Consider the following 14,198-nt stretch of genomic DNA (forward strand, 5'->3'; position numbering starts at 1 on the left):
ACAGACCCGGACAGGACAGTAGGAATATGGCAGACCTCTTTGCTGACTATCCGAGGGCGATGCAGCGCTCCACTGCCTTCGATGAGATGTTCTCCCGCGATGGTGGTCTGCGGCCGGACTACTCCGGGGTCAATGATGTCCTGCAGTCCCTGAACCTCTCTGATGTCTCCGCCCGGGCCGAGGCCATGGCCCGGACCTTTCTGGACCGCGGGGTGACCTTTGACTTCGCAGGAGAAGAACGCGCCTGGCCCCTTGACATTGTCCCGCGGATCATCCCCGGGGCCGAGTGGAACCGCCTCTCCGCCGGGGTTGCGCAGCGGGTCACCGCCCTGGAGATGTTCCTCAACGATGTCTATGACCGGATGGAGATCGTGCGCGATGGCGTAGTGCCGCGCTCGCTGATCACCACCAGCGCCCACTTCCACCGCGAGGTGCACGGGCTGGCCACCCCCGGCGGGGTGCGGGTGCATATCTCCGGGATCGATCTGGTCAGGGACGACGCCGGGGTCTTCCGGGTTCTGGAGGACAACGTGCGGGTGCCCAGTGGAGTCTCCTATGTGCTGGAGAACCGCCGGGCCATCGCCAAGGGACTGCCCGAGGCGTTCTCCGGTGCCTCCATCCGCTCAGTGGAGGAGTATCCGCGCCGGCTGCTCTCGGCCCTGCGGCGCACCGCCCCCGAGGGTGTGGACGATCCCACAGTGGTGGTGCTGACTCCCGGGGTGTACAACTCTGCGTACTTCGAGCACACTCTGCTGGCCGGAATGATGGGTGTGGAGCTGGTGGAGGGCCGCGATCTGGTCTGCCGCGGCAATCGGGTCTATATGCGCACCACTGAGGGCGAACAACGGGTGGATGTGATCTATAAACGGCTCGACGACGAGTTCCTGGACCCCCTGCAGTTCCGTGCGGACTCAATGCTCGGGGCGCCCGGGCTGATCAACGCCGCCCGGGAGGGCAATGTCACCATCGCCAATGCAGTGGGCAATGGGGTCGCCGATGACAAGCTGGTCTACACCTATGTGCCGGATATCATCCGCTACTATCTGGGCGAGGAGCCGATCATCCCCAATGTGGACACCTACCGGCTGCAGGAGCCTGCTGCCTGCGAGGAGGTGATGGACCGCCTGGCCGAGCTGGTGCTCAAACCGGTGGACGGGTCCGGCGGTAAGGGGTTGGTGATCGGCCCGGCGGCCACCGGCGAAGAGCTGGCGGCGCTGCGGGAGAAAGTGCTGGCCGATCCGCGCGGCTGGATCGCCCAGCCGGTGCTGCAGCTCTCCACAGTACCCACTCTGGACGGGGAGACTTTCGGACCCCGTCATGTGGACCTGCGGCCCTTCGCCGTCAACGACGGCGAGGAGGTCTGGGTACTGCCCGGTGGGCTGACCCGGGTGGCGCTGACCGAGGGATCCCTGGTGGTCAACTCCTCCCAGGGCGGCGGCTCCAAGGACACCTGGGTGGTGGACTCAGCGGGCAGTGAGCAGAGCCCCGCCGCGCCCACCGCAGTGCCCTGGAGCACCCGTCGCAGCGCCCGCACTGCCCAGCGGGTCTGGCCCTCGGCCTTCCACTCCCGCGGCAATTCCGCCGACCAGTACGACGAGCAGCAGCAACAGCAGCAACAGCAGAGCCAGGGAGGCCCCCGATGCTGAGCCGGATCGCGGAATCGCTATTCTGGATCGGACGCTACGTGGAGCGGGCCGACGGCACCGCCCGGATCCTGGATGTGCATCTGGAGCGGCTGAATCAGCTGCCGCTGGCCGAGCAGCGTACGGTCTCCACCAATCTGCTGGCGGTTATGGGTGTGAACGCTGAGGGCGAGGCCCCGGCAGGGCTGCAGCAGCTGCTGCACAGGATGGCCTTCGATATTCAGCAGGGCAATTCGATCGCCGGGTCCCTGGCGGCAGCGCGCGAGAATGCCCGGCGTGCCCGGGAGACCGTCTCCGCCCCGGTCTGGGAGTCACTGAACACCACCTGGAACGGGCTGACCAGCCACCGCCAGGACGTGGTGGGAACCTACCGGTTCTGCACCTGGGTGATTGAGCGCACCGCCACAGTGCAGGGTCTGGCTGACTCCACGATGAGCCGAGACGACTCCTGGCAGTTCATGGCCCTGGGCAGGGCACTGGAGCGGGCCGATATGACCGCCCGGATGCTGGCCAGCGGGGATGAGGAGGCCTTCCGGCTCTCCTGGGCGAATATGCTGCGCTGCGCCGGAGCCTATGAGTCTTTCCTGCGCAGCCGGCGGGCCGCCTTCGGCGATTCCTATGCAGTGGAGTTCCTGCTGCTGGACCGATTGTTCCCCCGCTCAGTGGTCTCCTCACTGCGCCAGGTGGAACAGGCACTGATCGCCCTGGACCCGGAGTACACCCGCACCGGGAAGATGGATCAGGCGCGCAGGTTGGTGGGCCAGGCCCGCACCTTCCTGGAGTATCACCACTCTGAGGATCTTCTCGCCGAGCTCCCGGAGCATCTGGAGCGGGTGCAGGCTGCCTGCTCAGAGGCCTCCAATGCAATCACCGTAAAGTACTTCGCACAGGCCGCTGGGCAGGCCTGGACAGGAGAACAGGCATGACCCGGCTGCACGTCACCCACAGCACTGAATACCGCTACGGTGCCCCGGTCACGGTCTCCTACAATGAGGCGCGGATGACCCCGCAGACCGATGCCGCCCAGGTGGTGCTGGAAACCGACCTGAGGATCGCCCCCTGCACCAGCGCCCCCACTTCCTATCGGGACTACTGGGGCACCAAAGTGCACACCTTTGACCTGCACTCCCAGCATGAGAGGCTCCAGATCACCATGGAGGCCCTGGTGGAGGTGCACCGCACGGAGAAACAGCACGCGCCGGAGGATCTGCTGGACTGGCCGGAGCTCTCCGCCGATGAGAATTTTCAGCAGTTCAGCGACTATGTGCCCCAGTCCAAGCTCACAGCCCCTGGGGATGAACTGGCCGGGGCCGCCCGGGACCTCGCCGCAGCGAGGTCGCCGCATGAGACAGCTATGGCCATCTTCGCCTGGTTGCGTGAGGTGATGGAGTACCAGCCCGGCCACAGCCAAGTCAGCTGGGATGCTGAGACCTCCTTCCGTGAGCGCAAAGGGGTCTGCCAGGACCTCTCACATGTGGCGGTGGGCGCGCTGCGCAGCCTGGGCATCCCGGCCCGCTATATCTCCGGCTATATCCACCCGGACCCGGAGGCGCCCATCGGCACCGAGGTCACCGGCCAGTCTCATGCCTGGCTGGAGTGGTGGGACGGGCGGTGGCACTCCTGGGATCCCACCAACCACAAACCCGCCGGGGAGCACCATATCCTGGTGGCCCGAGGGCGCGACTACGCCGATGTCACCCCGCTCAAGGGCATCCTCTCCGGGGGCGGACCGGAGACTACCCTCGAGGTGGACGTCAGGATCACCCGCCAGGCCTGAGCAGAGCCTGCTCCCGGCGCTCACGGCGTTTGTCGTTGAGCAGGCACAGGCCGATGGCGACACCGAAGAGCAGGGTCAGTGGGATCATGATGAAGAACATGGTCACCGCCTCACCCCCCGGGGCCGCTAAGGCTGACATCACCGCAATCAGCATCACCACACCACGCCAAGCACCCAACACCTGCTTACCGGTGACGATGCCCATCATGTTGATCCCCACCAGAATCACCGGAATCACCATCGCGATCCCACAGGCAATGAACAGATGCAGCACAAAGGCGAAATACACATCCGGGGCAATAATGTTCGAGGTGCCCTCAGGGTTCAGCGAGAAGAAGAACTCCACCGCCCGCGGCAACAACGTATAGGCCATGAAGATCCCGCCCAGAAACAGCGGCACACTAGCAGCGATAAACGCCACCGCATACCGCTTCTCCGTCTTCTTCAGCCCCGGCATGATGAACGCCCAGATCTGATACAGCCACACCGGAGAAGAGATCACCAGCCCCACAAACAGGGATAACCGGATCAGCAGATCCAAAGGCTGACCCACTGCGTTGAACGCAATCGAGGTCAACCGGGCATCCTCATCCCCACCATGATCAAGCACCGGGGCCGCCAGGGTGGCCACCAGCCACTCATAGAGGAAGAACCCGGCCACAGCCCCCAGCAGGATCCCCGCAGCAGAGATCACCAGGCGCCTACGCAGCTCCCGCAGGTGATCCTTCAGCGACATCCGCCCCTCAGGATCACGCTTCCTGCGCTTGGAGCCCCGCGGCACCGGCCGCTCCCGATCGGCCAGAGTCATGCAGACTAGGAGTTGTTGGGGTGGTCGCGGCGTTCGCGGCTCTTATGCACATCCGCGGTGGGATCAGTCTGCTCGATGACCCGGGGCTCGGAGCTCTGCTCCTGCGCCGGGCGGTCCTCCTCCTTCATGGTCTTGACCTCAGACTTGAAGATGCGCGCGGACTCGCCCAGCGACCGAGCCAGTTTAGGCAGCTTGGTCGCGCCGAAGAGCAGCAGCAGGATGCCGAGGATGATCAGCCACTGCCAGCCTTGAATTCCCATGGAGAAGGTCCTTTCCTGATCCTGCCCAAGGATACCCGGCCCAGCTCAGCAGTGCGAAGCCAGCTGCTGTTCGGCACGCTGTACGATCTGTTCACGCAGTTCCACGGGCCGGATCAGCTCGATGTCACCGCCGGCTTCCAGGCAGGTGCGCACCGCTGCTTCCCGGGTGATGAAACGGGTGGAGATGGTCCGGGCGCCGGTCTTGCCGTCCGTGTGCTGTTTGACCGGCTGGTACATGGCCGCCGCTCCGGCGGCGAAGGGCGCAAAGCGCAGAACCACCGGCACCGAGTCCTCCGTGACGGGCACCTGGGGCCTGGCCGCCTCACTGAGCTCTATCTGCGCGGCACGGGGGTCCTGCTGATGATCTGGCAGTGGTCTCAGCTCGCTGATCCGGTCCAGCCGGAAGGTCCGCTCTCCGGCCTCCTGCCGGCACCATGCCCGCAGATAGGTGTGCGGGCCGTCGTAGAGGATCTGCACCGGGTCGATGATCCTGTCTGAGGAGACTCTGCCGGAGAGGTCCTCATAGTCCAGGCTCACCGGATGCTTGGCGCTAATGGCCAGCTGAGCCGTGCGCAGCAGTCTGCCGTCGGCCGGGGTGCGAGCCAGTGACATACTGGCCGCGGCCTGGGCGATGGACTCCGGGACAATGGCGATAACCTTCTGCTGCAGCTGCTCCGCGGCTGCGGCGATATGCTCCTCCCCCGGTGGGCAGACGTCGATGAGTGCCTTCAGCGCGATCATCAGGCTCAGCGCCCCAGGCTTGGTCAGCGATACGGGGCGGTGGAGACTGCCGGCTCCGGTGCTGAGCACAATGGGCTCGTCGGCGGCCAGGTACTCCGATACGAACACCTCATCATTAGGCTCCGGATAGGGTTGAACCTCCAGAGTCTCAGGGAACCCATCCGTGTTGACCTGGGCGATGCTCAGCAGGTCGCGCAACAGCTGTGGCGGGGTGATGGAGTATTTGACCAGCAGCTGGCTGGGCCGCACCCCCTCCGGCCTGGAGAGCAGCAGGGCCACCATGTTGATCACCCGCTCAGTCTTGGTGGCGGCGTCGTCCTTGCGCAGATTGGCAGGCGGGGTCGTCAGTTTGGGGAGGTTCTGCGGCGCCGGCGGCTGATGGGCACGCAGTGCTCCTTCCAGCACTGCCCGGGCGTCCGGGCGGCGTCCGGTACGGTCCAGGACTGCGCTGATGTCCAGATCCCGGTAGCTGCTGGCCTCGCTGATCTGCCTGAGCTGTTCGCGTTCGTCTGGGCTGAGCCGGCTGGCCGGCAGCTGCTTCACAGAACCGTGCACCCGGTCCAGTCGGTAGAGGCGCTGCTCACCGCGGTCCAGGTCATGGCCCACCAGATACCAGTGGGCTCTCGCCCCGGTGCCCAGGGGCACCACCCGGCGTACTTCAGCGGACTGGCGGCCATAGCCGGTGTAGCTGAAGGTCACCGGGGTGCCGGTGCCGGCCCGGGCCAGATCGATCAGGGTGGAGATCTCCGCCTCGGAGCCGATCGACGCCTGCAGAGCCTGGGGTGCTTCTGGTGCGCTGGGCCCATCATGATTCGGGTTGATCGCCCAGAGCGCGTGCTGAAGGCCGGCAATGTTGTTATTGGCGAACAGCAGCTGGGCCCGGTACAGGGCCATCTGCTCATCGGGGGTCAGGCTCAGATCAGGCAGCCCGTACTGGCTGCGGGAGACCCGGTAGCGGTAGTCCTCATCTGCTGTGGGCTCGCTCAGATGGATCCCGCAGCTGCGCAGATGCTCCTTGTCATGCCCGAAGAGCTTCTCCAGGGCATCTCGGGCGCGCTGCTGCTCCGCCCCGCGCAGCCGATCGATGGCCCGGTATCTGCCGCGGTAGAGCTCCACCTTCTCGAAGATCTCATCGCGGGTGAGCCCACCGGGATGGTTGAGCAGAGTGGAGGCCAACGAGAGCGCCCGGACCACGCCGTCCTCGGCGAATGCGGTCTGCTCCGGCTCCTGCAGCACACTGCTGTCCCCCTGGTGGTGCATTGGACTCAAGCTATCAGCCGGTCTTGTGCACCTTCACCAGGTCTACGATGAAGATCAGGGTCTCGTTGGGGCCGATCGCAGCCCCGGCGCCTGCCTCCCCGTAGGCCAGGTGCGGCGGAATCTCCAGACGCCGCCGGGCACCTTCCTTCATGCCGATCAGGCCCTGGTCCCAACCCTGGATGACCTGGCCGATGCCGGCGGTGAAGTCCAGGGTCTGCCCGCGGTTCCAGGAGGCGTCGAATTCCTCACCGGTGGACCAGGCGACTCCTACGTAGTGGCAGGAGATCTGGTCCCCGGCGGCCACCTCAGGTCCACCGCCGGGGATGAGCTCTTCGATGATCAGCTCCTGGGGCGGGGTCTCCCCGGGGAAGTCGACCTCGGGGCGGGTGCGGTCGTAGTTGCGCTGTCCGAAACTCATTTGCTCAGTCCTCGTCCTCGTCGCTCTGGTCGTCTTCATCCGGGTCCTGCTCGGCCTCCTCGCCGGAGTCCTCACCATCGGGGTCCTCCGCCTGCAGAATGGTCTCCAGTTCCTCCATCGGAATGCCCATCTGCAGGAACATCTCCAGTTCCTCAACCGAGATGCCGTGCTCCTCGGAGAGTCCCTCCAGCTGTTCGCGCTCCTCCTCGCTGAGCTCCATCTGGGGGGCCTGCTGCTGCTGCTGCTGGCTGGCTGCCTGCATCTCGGCCATAGTTTCGCCGTCGATGACGCGCACGATGTCGACTACAAAGATCAGCGTGCCGCCGGGTCCGCCGTCTGCGGAGGTGCCCTCTTCCTCATCGGCGGTCTCTCCGTAGGCCTGCTCCGGGGGGATCACCAGCAGGATCCGGTCTCCCACGTGGTGACCCGGGATGCCTTCAAGCCAGCCTGGGATCACCCCACCTTCTAGGGAGAAATCGAAGGGGTTGCCCGGGGCTCCATCCTCGGTCCAGGACTGGTCGAAGATCTCGCCGTCCTCCCATCGCCAGCCGCGGTACTGGGCGAAGACGTAGTCCTCGTCTCCGATCTCCTCGCCCTCGCCGGCCACAAGCACCTCAGAGGAAAGCTCCTCCGGGGGCTGGGATTCTGGGTCATGGTCGCCGAGCTCGGGGGCTGTGCCAATCTCAGAGTCGATGCCCGGCAGGTCGCCGGACTGCTCCTGCTCCTCGCCATCGGCGTAGGTGGGGCTCTGGTCCAGGATCTCGAAGATATACAGGGTGTCTGCGTTGACCCCCTCGGCCGGATTGGCCGTCACGTAGAAGACCACCTCGGAGCCGACGGTCACGCCCTCCGCGGTGAGTCCCTCGGCGAAGAACTGCTCGGTCTGAGACTGTGATGCGCTCAGTGCGGGCAGCGAGAGGAAGGGGTCGATAGGCTCCTCATGGGTGCTCTGCAGCACTGTGGCGTCCTCAGGGTCCACCACGGTGAGGTGGTAGTCGATGAGCCAATCGCTGGTGAGCTGCTCCCCGCTGCCCTGGTTGAGCACCTGGCTGGCGTTGTCCTCACCTTCGAGCTCCTCATAGATGGTGACTTCCGGCACCTCGCCGTCACCAGGGGCGCTGACCTCCAAGTTGTTGAAGACGCTGGTATCGCCAATGCCTTCTGATGCGCCGTTGTCCCCGTCACCTCCGCAGGCGCTCAGCAGCAGAACTGCTGCTGCGGAAAGGGCAAGGGGTGCTGTGGCAGCGCGGTGGTTGTGCATCGGGGGAACTCTACTCTTCTGTCAGTGGCTTTGTCAGATTACTGGGGGTTCGGGAAGCTGGTCCGGATCTGCGGTCACATACTTGTCCGTCAGCGCCGGGCTGACTCCGCGGCGGCTGCGTTCCTGATAGTCCAGTTCACGCAGAGCGGTTCGGTCCCCGAGCTTATCCAGCAGCGCCTCGATCCGCTCATCGCGATCGGCGAAGGGGTCTTTGACCATCACGGCCTCCAGCGGCCGTTCGATGAGCTTATGGTGCACCCAGTCCACAGTGGTCTCGGCGCCGAATACACGTGCGGTGGAGAGGAACTCTCCGCGCACTGCAGCCCGGGTGGGCGGCGGGACGGTGAGCGCATCCTGCACCTGCTGCTCGGTGAGGATCTCCTGGGCCCGGCCCCGGCGCCGCAGCAGGTGGAACAGTCCCCGCTCCGGGTGCACATCGTGATAGGCCATATCCAGCTGCAGCAGCCGGTGGTGGCCCAGACTGAGCCCGCGCTGGGCGGCCACCTCGTCCACCAGGCGTTTCTTAATCGCCCAGTCGATCTCGGTGTCGATGAGGCTGTGGTCCTCGGTCTCCACGGCGGTCAGGGTCCGGTCCCAGAGCTCCAGGATCTGCTCCACCCGCTCGTGGTGGGCCCCCTGGGCGGCCACGAACCGCTGCACCCGCTCCAACAGGCCGCGCTGGATCTGCACTGCGGTCATCTCCCCGCCGCCACGGATGCGGACTCGGGCTTGGCCGGTGAGGTCGTGGCTGATCTGCCGGATTGCAGCGATCGGGTTCTCCAGCTCGAAGTCCCCTACCGGCACCCCGGCCTCGATCATCCGCAGCACCAAGTCGGTGGATCCGTAGCGCAGCAGGCTGGTGGTCGAGGACATATTGGAGTCCCCCACGATCACATGCAGCCTGCGGTGGGTGGCGGCATCGGCATGCGGCTCGTCCCGGGTGTTGATGATCGGCCGGGAACGAGTGGTGGCTGAGCTGATGCCCTCCCACATATGGTCTGCCCGCTGGCTGAAGGCGAAGTGCGCCTGCGTCTCCTCATCGGCCGGAACCACCCGCCCGGCCCCGGCGATGATCTGGCGGGTGATCAGGAAGGGCAGCAGGATCCCGGAGAGCCGGCGGAAGTGCGTGGTGCGCGGGATCAGGTAGTTCTCGTGGGAACCGTAGGAGTTCCCGGCGGAGTCCACATTGTTCTTGAGCACATAGACCTGCCCGGTGAACCCGTCAGTGGCGATGCGATGCTCGGCGGCGGTGGCCAGGTGGTGCATGATGCGCTCCCCGGCCCGGTCTGAGGCGATCAGGTCGATCAGGTCAGCGCATTCCGCTGTGGCGTACTCCGGGTGCGAGCCCACGTCCAGGTAGAGGCGGGACCCGTTGGGGATAAAGATATTGGAGCTGCGGCCGAACTCCACCACAGGGCGGAACAGGTACCGGGCCAGCTCATCAGGGGGAAGTCCCCGGCCGGGATGCTGCTGGTCGGCGGCAGGCCGGTGGATGAGGCCGAATTCTGTCTCGACCCCGTAGATCCGGGCATCCACGCCCTACTGGCCGCCCTTCTGGACGAAGCCCTTGACGAACTCCTCGGCATTGGTCTCCAGGACGGTGTCGATTTCGTCCAGCAGGCTGTCCAGCTCCTGTGCCCGCTCCGCCGACTGAGGGTTGCCGCGGAGCTGACCAGCGGCTGCGGCGTCGTCGTTCTGGTCGTCCCCGGGGCGGTTGGGCTGCTTCTGCGGTTGTGCTGACATGGTTCCATCCTATCGCGGACAGGTCAGCCTCAGTTGAGCAGCTGCTGCAGGCCCTCCACCAGCTGCTGGCTGTCGGCAGCCTCATCCAGTACCGTCTCGGCCTGGGCGCGGGTCCCGGAGAACGGGTCAGGCAGGTGCAGGCGGACCGGGGGTGCGGCCGAGTCCGGGCGCAGCAGCACCTGGTCCCAGGAGGCGCCGGCCACCGCCTGCCCGTGGCGGCTCACCAGTTGGCCGCGCAGCCAGGCGCGGGTCTCCTCCGGCGGGTGCTGGGCGGCCCAAGCCACCTGATCATCGGTGAACAGCCGGCGCATCCGGCCAGCTGCGGCCAGCCGGTAGTACAGCCCTTTCTCAGGACGCAGATCGTGGTACTGCAGGTCGATCATGCCCAGCCGGGGTGAGTCCCAGTCCAGTCCGTCTCGCCGCCGGTAGGACTCCAGCAGCTGCAGTTTGGCCACCCAGTCCACCCGGTCAGCGGCCAGAGCGGGGTCCTCGGCCAGATCGGTGAGCAGCTGCTGCCAGGCCTCGATCACCTCGGCGGTCTCTGTGTCCGGCGCGCGGCCGGGCAGCTGGGCCACGGCCGCCTCCAGGTAGGCCTGCTGGATCTGCAGGGCGGTCATCGGGCCCCGGTTGGTGGGCACAGCGGCGGTGAGCGTGGGGTCATGGGAGATGGTCCTCAGCGCCTGCACCGGGTCGTAAAGGCGGATCTCCGGCGCTTCGCCCGCTTCGATCAGATCCAGGACCAGGGCTGTGCTGCCCACCCGCAGCCAGGCGGAGTACTCGCTCATATTGGCATCGCCGATGATCACATGCAGCCGCCGCCAGGAGTCAAAGTGGGCGTGCGGTTCATCCCGGGTGTTGATGATGGGCCGGCGCACCGTGGTCTCCAGGCCCACCTGCTCCTCGAAGAAGTCCGCCCGCTGGCTGATCTGGAATCCTTGGGCCTGGCCGCGCTGGCCGATCCCCACCCGGCCGGCCCCGCAGATCACCTGACGGCTGGCGAAGAACGGCAGCAGCCCGGTCACCAGTTGGTCGAAGGGCAGGCTGCGCGGCACCAGATAGTTCTCATGGGCCCCGTAGGAGACAGATTTGTTGTCCGTGTTGTTTTTGTACAGCAGCACCTCAGGTGCCCCCGGCTCCTGGGCGAGCCGATCAGCGGCAGCACGGACGACGACGTCTCCGGCCACGTCATAGAGCACCGCACGTTTGGCACCCACCGCCTCAGGTGCCGAGTATTCGGGGTGGGCGTGGTCCACATAGAACCGGGCACCGTTGCCCAGCACCAGGTTCATCAGCAGCTGCGGCTGACCCTCCTTCAGTTCGAAGAAGTCGCCGCGCCAGTGGGCAGAGCCCGGGGCGTGGAACTCCTGCTCGGCAGAGTCCGCCGGGCTGGGGTCTCCACCGGTGATATTGCCCAGCGCGTCGCGCAGAGCGTGTGGGTCATCGGTGAGCTGGCTGGAGTGGGCGGCCGAACGCGGCAGCACCCAGCCGCGAGCGTCAACCAGGGGGGACTCCGACTGGTAGTCCCATTCGGTGCCGGCCACAGCCCCGCCGTTCTCAGTGACATGGGCGGCATAGGCGTTGATCAGCTCGATGGACAGCGCCACATGGCTGGCTCTGGGATTGGCTGGAGCGTGGATCCCGTACTCCGTCTCCAGGCCGATCAACCGGCGCACACTCATGCCTGCCCGCCGATCCTGGCGATCATCGCCCGCTGCTCGGCCAGCTCCTGCTCGATGGCTTCGATCAAATGGCCTTCAGTGATGCCCTTCATCTCCTCCTGCTCCGCGCCGGCCAGATACTCCTTGATGGCCAGCTTCTTGGCCCGGTCCACAATATTGCTCAGCACCGCGCCGGACATGAAGCCGGCCTGTTCGGGATAGAGGCGCTGCACCACGGAGCTGATCAGTGCGCTGCGCGCCTGGGCGTGGCCGCCGTGCTGGGTCACCAGGGCCGGGCGCAGGGGCACCGCATCGCCCAGATGGATGGCGAGGATCTCCCGGGCGCCCTCGGCCGAAGGCCGCTGCACCCGGATCTTCACGTCCAGTCGGCCTGGGCGCAGAATGGCCGGGTCGATCATGTCCTCCCGGTTGGAGGCCCCGATGACGATGACGTTGTCCAGGGACTCCACACCGTCGATCTCGGCCAGCAGCTGGGGCACGATTGTGGTCTCCACATCCGAGCTGACCCCGGTGCCGCGGGTGCGGAACAGGGCCTCCATCTCATCGAAGAACACCACCACCGGAGAGCCCTCTGAGGCCCGTTCCCTGGCCCGGGCGAAGATGACCCGGATATGCCGTTCGGTCTCGCCCACATATTTGTTGAGCAGCTCCGGGCCCTTGATGTTCAGGAAGAAGGCCCCGTTGCCGCTGTCTTCGGCAAGTGAGGTGGCCACGGCCTTGGCGATCATGGTCTTGCCACAGCCGGGGGGCCCGTAGAGCAGGATGCCCTTGGGTGCGCGCAGCCCGTGCTCCCGGTAGAGCTCGGCGTGCAGGAACGGCAGCTCCACCGCATCACGGATCTGTTCGATCTGCTCGGCAAGCCCGCCGATCTGCTGGTAGGAAATATCCGGGGTCTCCTCCAGCACCACATCCTCCACCTCAGAGAGCGGCACCACCTCAGTGGCGGTTCCGGTGCGCAGGTCCACCACTACGGCGTCTCCGCTGCGCACCGCCGGTTCTCCATCCTGCGGGGCCTCTGCCCCCGGGGAGAGTCGCACCACTCGCTCCTCCTCACCGCGCACCAGGATCACCAGGCGCCCGTCGGGCAGCACCTCTTTGACCCGGGCGATCTCGCCGGTGCCCTCGGGCTGAAGCACCGCGATGATGGTGTAGTTCTCGTTGAGCAGCACCTCGCTGCCGGGCACCAACTGCTCCGGGGCGATCAGTGGCGAGACCGAGACCCGGAGTTTGCGCCCGGAGTGGAGCACATCGCAGCCGGCAGCGGTGGCTGCGGCGATCTCCCGGCCCTCAGTGCGTTCGCGCGGCTCGCGGTAGCCGATGATGGTGGCGAAGGTGAAGGGCGGCTGACCGTCGGCCTCCAGGGCCTGCTTCAGCTGGTCGATCTGGCCGCGGGTGGCCTCCAGCAGACCTTTCATCCGGTCGTTATTGCGCCCGGCCGCCTGCAGCTGCTGCTCCAAGTCCCGCTGCCGGGCGCGCAGGTTGTCCACCTGCCGGTGCGCCTGCTCCAGACGGGACTGCAGGGCCTGCGCGTCAGGCTGGGTGTTCGTCTCACTCACCAGGGGTGACCTCCTCGGCTGCTTGGGCGTGCTTGAGGGCGGTGGCGGCGGCCCGCCGAGCCTTCTTCCCGGAGACGGTGCGGGTTTTCAGCCCCTCCTCGTCCCAGGTGAGCTGGGCGGCGTCCTCGGCTGTTCCGGGCCAAGCCTGTTTGTCCTCTGGAGAGGGCTCTGAGACCTTCTCCCGTTTCTTCAGCTCCAGGGGAAGCTGGTCATCGGCCAGCCTTCGGGCCGAGAGCAGGAACCCGGTATGAGCCACCATGCGGTGGTCGGGGCGCACCGCCAGACCGTCCAGATGCCAGGTGCGCAGCATCGTCTCATGGGCCTCCGGCTCGGTGAAACCGCCTGAGCCGCGGATGGCCTCTGTGAGCCGGGAGAGCTGGGTCACCGAGGCCACGTAGCTGACCCAGACCCCGCCGGGCGCCAGTACCGTGCGCACCGCCTCCAAGCATTCCCAGGGCGCCAGCATGTCCAGCACCACCCGGTCCACTCCCCCGGGGGTCTCGATCTCCAATGGCTTCTGGGCGGCATCACCCAGGTGGATGTTCCACCCTGGGTGCGGCTGCCCGAAGAAGGCCTCCACATTGCCGCGGGCGATCTCGGCGAACTCCTCGCGAAGCTCATAGGAGTTCAGGGTTCCGGCATCTCCCACCGCGCGCAGCAGCGAGATGCTCAGCGCCCCGGAGCCGACCCCTGCCTCCAGGACATGGGCCCCAGGAAAGATATCTGCCACCTGCACGATCTGCGCAGAGTCCTTGGGATAGACCACGGTGGCTCCGCGGGGCATGGAGAGCACATAGTCGTTCAGCAGTGGGCGCAGCACCTGGTAGCGGTAGCCGCCGCTGTTCTCCACCACGATGCCCTCAGGCTGGCCGATCAGTCGGTGGTGGTCCAGCACGCCCTGGTGAGTGTGCCATTGCCCGCCCTCGACCAGTGTGATGGTGGACTTGCGGCCCTTGTAATCGGTCAGCTGCACTCGTTGCCCGGCTTTCAGCGGGCCGGTGCGCATATGTTTGCCGATCGGTTGCTGCGCTGGGTCTTCTCCAGTGCTCATC

Annotated in this window: 13 protein-coding genes; 3 read left to right on the forward strand and 10 right to left on the reverse strand. The window is 66.2% G+C overall.

Annotation, left to right across the window (positions count from 1 at the left end; translation table 11 throughout):
* Positions 1 to 26 precede the first annotated feature (26 nt).
* The 3 genes from GNZ21_RS14660 to GNZ21_RS14670 are packed head-to-tail and all read left to right on the forward strand — an operon-like array spanning position 27 to position 3,420.
* On the forward strand, positions 27 to 1,646 hold the full coding sequence (locus GNZ21_RS14660) for a circularly permuted type 2 ATP-grasp protein (protein WP_157325628.1): 1,620 nt from the start codon (positions 27 to 29) through the stop codon (positions 1,644 to 1,646).
* A complete protein-coding gene (locus tag GNZ21_RS14665; protein WP_157325630.1) occupies positions 1,640 to 2,569 on the forward strand; it encodes an alpha-E domain-containing protein in 930 nt (309 codons plus the stop codon). Before GNZ21_RS14660 ends, GNZ21_RS14665 begins: the two co-directional genes overlap by 7 nt.
* Positions 2,566 to 3,420 carry a transglutaminase family protein gene (locus tag GNZ21_RS14670; RefSeq protein ID WP_157325631.1) on the forward strand — a complete coding sequence of 285 codons (855 nt, stop codon included), beginning with the start codon at positions 2,566 to 2,568 and terminating at the stop codon, positions 3,418 to 3,420. Before GNZ21_RS14665 ends, GNZ21_RS14670 begins: the two co-directional genes overlap by 4 nt.
* Here the strand turns inward: GNZ21_RS14670 and tatC are convergent.
* From tatC to GNZ21_RS14720, 10 genes are read right to left on the reverse strand one after another with little or no spacing between them, the layout of a single operon-like run.
* Complete coding sequence (gene tatC / locus GNZ21_RS14675) at positions 3,404 to 4,228, reverse strand: twin-arginine translocase subunit TatC (RefSeq protein ID WP_157325633.1); 825 nt, start codon at positions 4,226 to 4,228, stop codon at positions 3,404 to 3,406. The genes GNZ21_RS14670 and tatC overlap by 17 nt on opposite strands.
* Before the next feature lie 5 nt (positions 4,229 to 4,233).
* Positions 4,234 to 4,488: a Sec-independent protein translocase subunit TatA gene (tatA, locus tag GNZ21_RS14680; protein ID WP_157325636.1), complete on the reverse strand. Its 255-nt coding sequence runs from the start codon at positions 4,486 to 4,488 to the stop codon at positions 4,234 to 4,236.
* Between the two features lie 45 nt (positions 4,489 to 4,533).
* Positions 4,534 to 6,489 carry a helix-turn-helix transcriptional regulator gene (locus GNZ21_RS14685; RefSeq protein ID WP_157325639.1) on the reverse strand — a complete coding sequence of 652 codons (1,956 nt, stop codon included), beginning with the start codon at positions 6,487 to 6,489 and terminating at the stop codon, positions 4,534 to 4,536.
* A gap of 13 nt (positions 6,490 to 6,502) precedes the next feature.
* Positions 6,503 to 6,907 carry an FKBP-type peptidyl-prolyl cis-trans isomerase gene (locus tag GNZ21_RS14690; protein ID WP_157325641.1) on the reverse strand — a complete coding sequence of 135 codons (405 nt, stop codon included), beginning with the start codon at positions 6,905 to 6,907 and terminating at the stop codon, positions 6,503 to 6,505.
* Between the two features lie 4 nt (positions 6,908 to 6,911).
* Positions 6,912 to 8,168, reverse strand: a complete 1,257-nt coding sequence (locus tag GNZ21_RS14695) for an FKBP-type peptidyl-prolyl cis-trans isomerase (protein ID WP_157325643.1) — start codon at positions 8,166 to 8,168, stop codon at positions 6,912 to 6,914.
* Positions 8,169 to 8,201: 33 nt separating this feature from the next.
* Positions 8,202 to 9,704, reverse strand: a complete 1,503-nt coding sequence (gene pafA / locus GNZ21_RS14700; protein ID WP_188503442.1) for a Pup--protein ligase — start codon at positions 9,702 to 9,704, stop codon at positions 8,202 to 8,204.
* A 3-nt stretch (positions 9,705 to 9,707) separates the two neighbouring features.
* Positions 9,708 to 9,911, reverse strand: a complete 204-nt coding sequence (locus GNZ21_RS14705; protein WP_157325645.1) for a ubiquitin-like protein Pup — start codon at positions 9,909 to 9,911, stop codon at positions 9,708 to 9,710.
* A gap of 29 nt (positions 9,912 to 9,940) precedes the next feature.
* Complete coding sequence (gene dop, locus GNZ21_RS14710; protein WP_157325647.1) at positions 9,941 to 11,590, reverse strand: depupylase/deamidase Dop; 1,650 nt, start codon at positions 11,588 to 11,590, stop codon at positions 9,941 to 9,943.
* On the reverse strand, positions 11,587 to 13,146 hold the full coding sequence (gene arc / locus GNZ21_RS14715) for a proteasome ATPase (protein ID WP_188503441.1): 1,560 nt from the start codon (positions 13,144 to 13,146) through the stop codon (positions 11,587 to 11,589). Before arc ends, dop begins: the two co-directional genes overlap by 4 nt.
* Entirely contained in the window at positions 13,139 to 14,197 is a 1,059-nt protein-coding gene (locus tag GNZ21_RS14720) for a tRNA (adenine-N1)-methyltransferase (protein ID WP_157325649.1), read from the reverse strand. The genes arc and GNZ21_RS14720 overlap by 8 nt, the downstream gene beginning before the upstream one ends.
* Position 14,198: the final 1 nt, after the last annotated feature.

It is taken from the genome of Nesterenkonia alkaliphila (assembly GCF_009758175.1).
GTDB lineage: Bacteria > Actinomycetota > Actinomycetes > Actinomycetales > Micrococcaceae > Nesterenkonia > Nesterenkonia alkaliphila.

Coding starts and splice junctions, on each gene's coding strand:
- GNZ21_RS14660 (WP_157325628.1), top strand. CDS start 27: ATGGCAGACCTCTTTGCTGACTATCCGAGGGCGATGCAGCGCTCCACT.
- GNZ21_RS14665 (WP_157325630.1), top strand. CDS start 1,640: ATGCTGAGCCGGATCGCGGAATCGCTATTCTGGATCGGACGCTACGTG.
- GNZ21_RS14670 (WP_157325631.1), top strand. CDS start 2,566: ATGACCCGGCTGCACGTCACCCACAGCACTGAATACCGCTACGGTGCC.
- tatC (WP_157325633.1), bottom strand. CDS start 4,228: ATGACTCTGGCCGATCGGGAGCGGCCGGTGCCGCGGGGCTCCAAGCGC.
- tatA (WP_157325636.1), bottom strand. CDS start 4,488: ATGGGAATTCAAGGCTGGCAGTGGCTGATCATCCTCGGCATCCTGCTG.
- GNZ21_RS14685 (WP_157325639.1), bottom strand. CDS start 6,489: ATGCACCACCAGGGGGACAGCAGTGTGCTGCAGGAGCCGGAGCAGACC.
- GNZ21_RS14690 (WP_157325641.1), bottom strand. CDS start 6,907: ATGAGTTTCGGACAGCGCAACTACGACCGCACCCGCCCCGAGGTCGAC.
- GNZ21_RS14695 (WP_157325643.1), bottom strand. CDS start 8,168: ATGCACAACCACCGCGCTGCCACAGCACCCCTTGCCCTTTCCGCAGCA.
- GNZ21_RS14705 (WP_157325645.1), bottom strand. CDS start 9,911: ATGTCAGCACAACCGCAGAAGCAGCCCAACCGCCCCGGGGACGACCAG.
- dop (WP_157325647.1), bottom strand. CDS start 11,590: ATGAGTGTGCGCCGGTTGATCGGCCTGGAGACGGAGTACGGGATCCAC.
- GNZ21_RS14720 (WP_157325649.1), bottom strand. CDS start 14,197: ATGAGCACTGGAGAAGACCCAGCGCAGCAACCGATCGGCAAACATATG.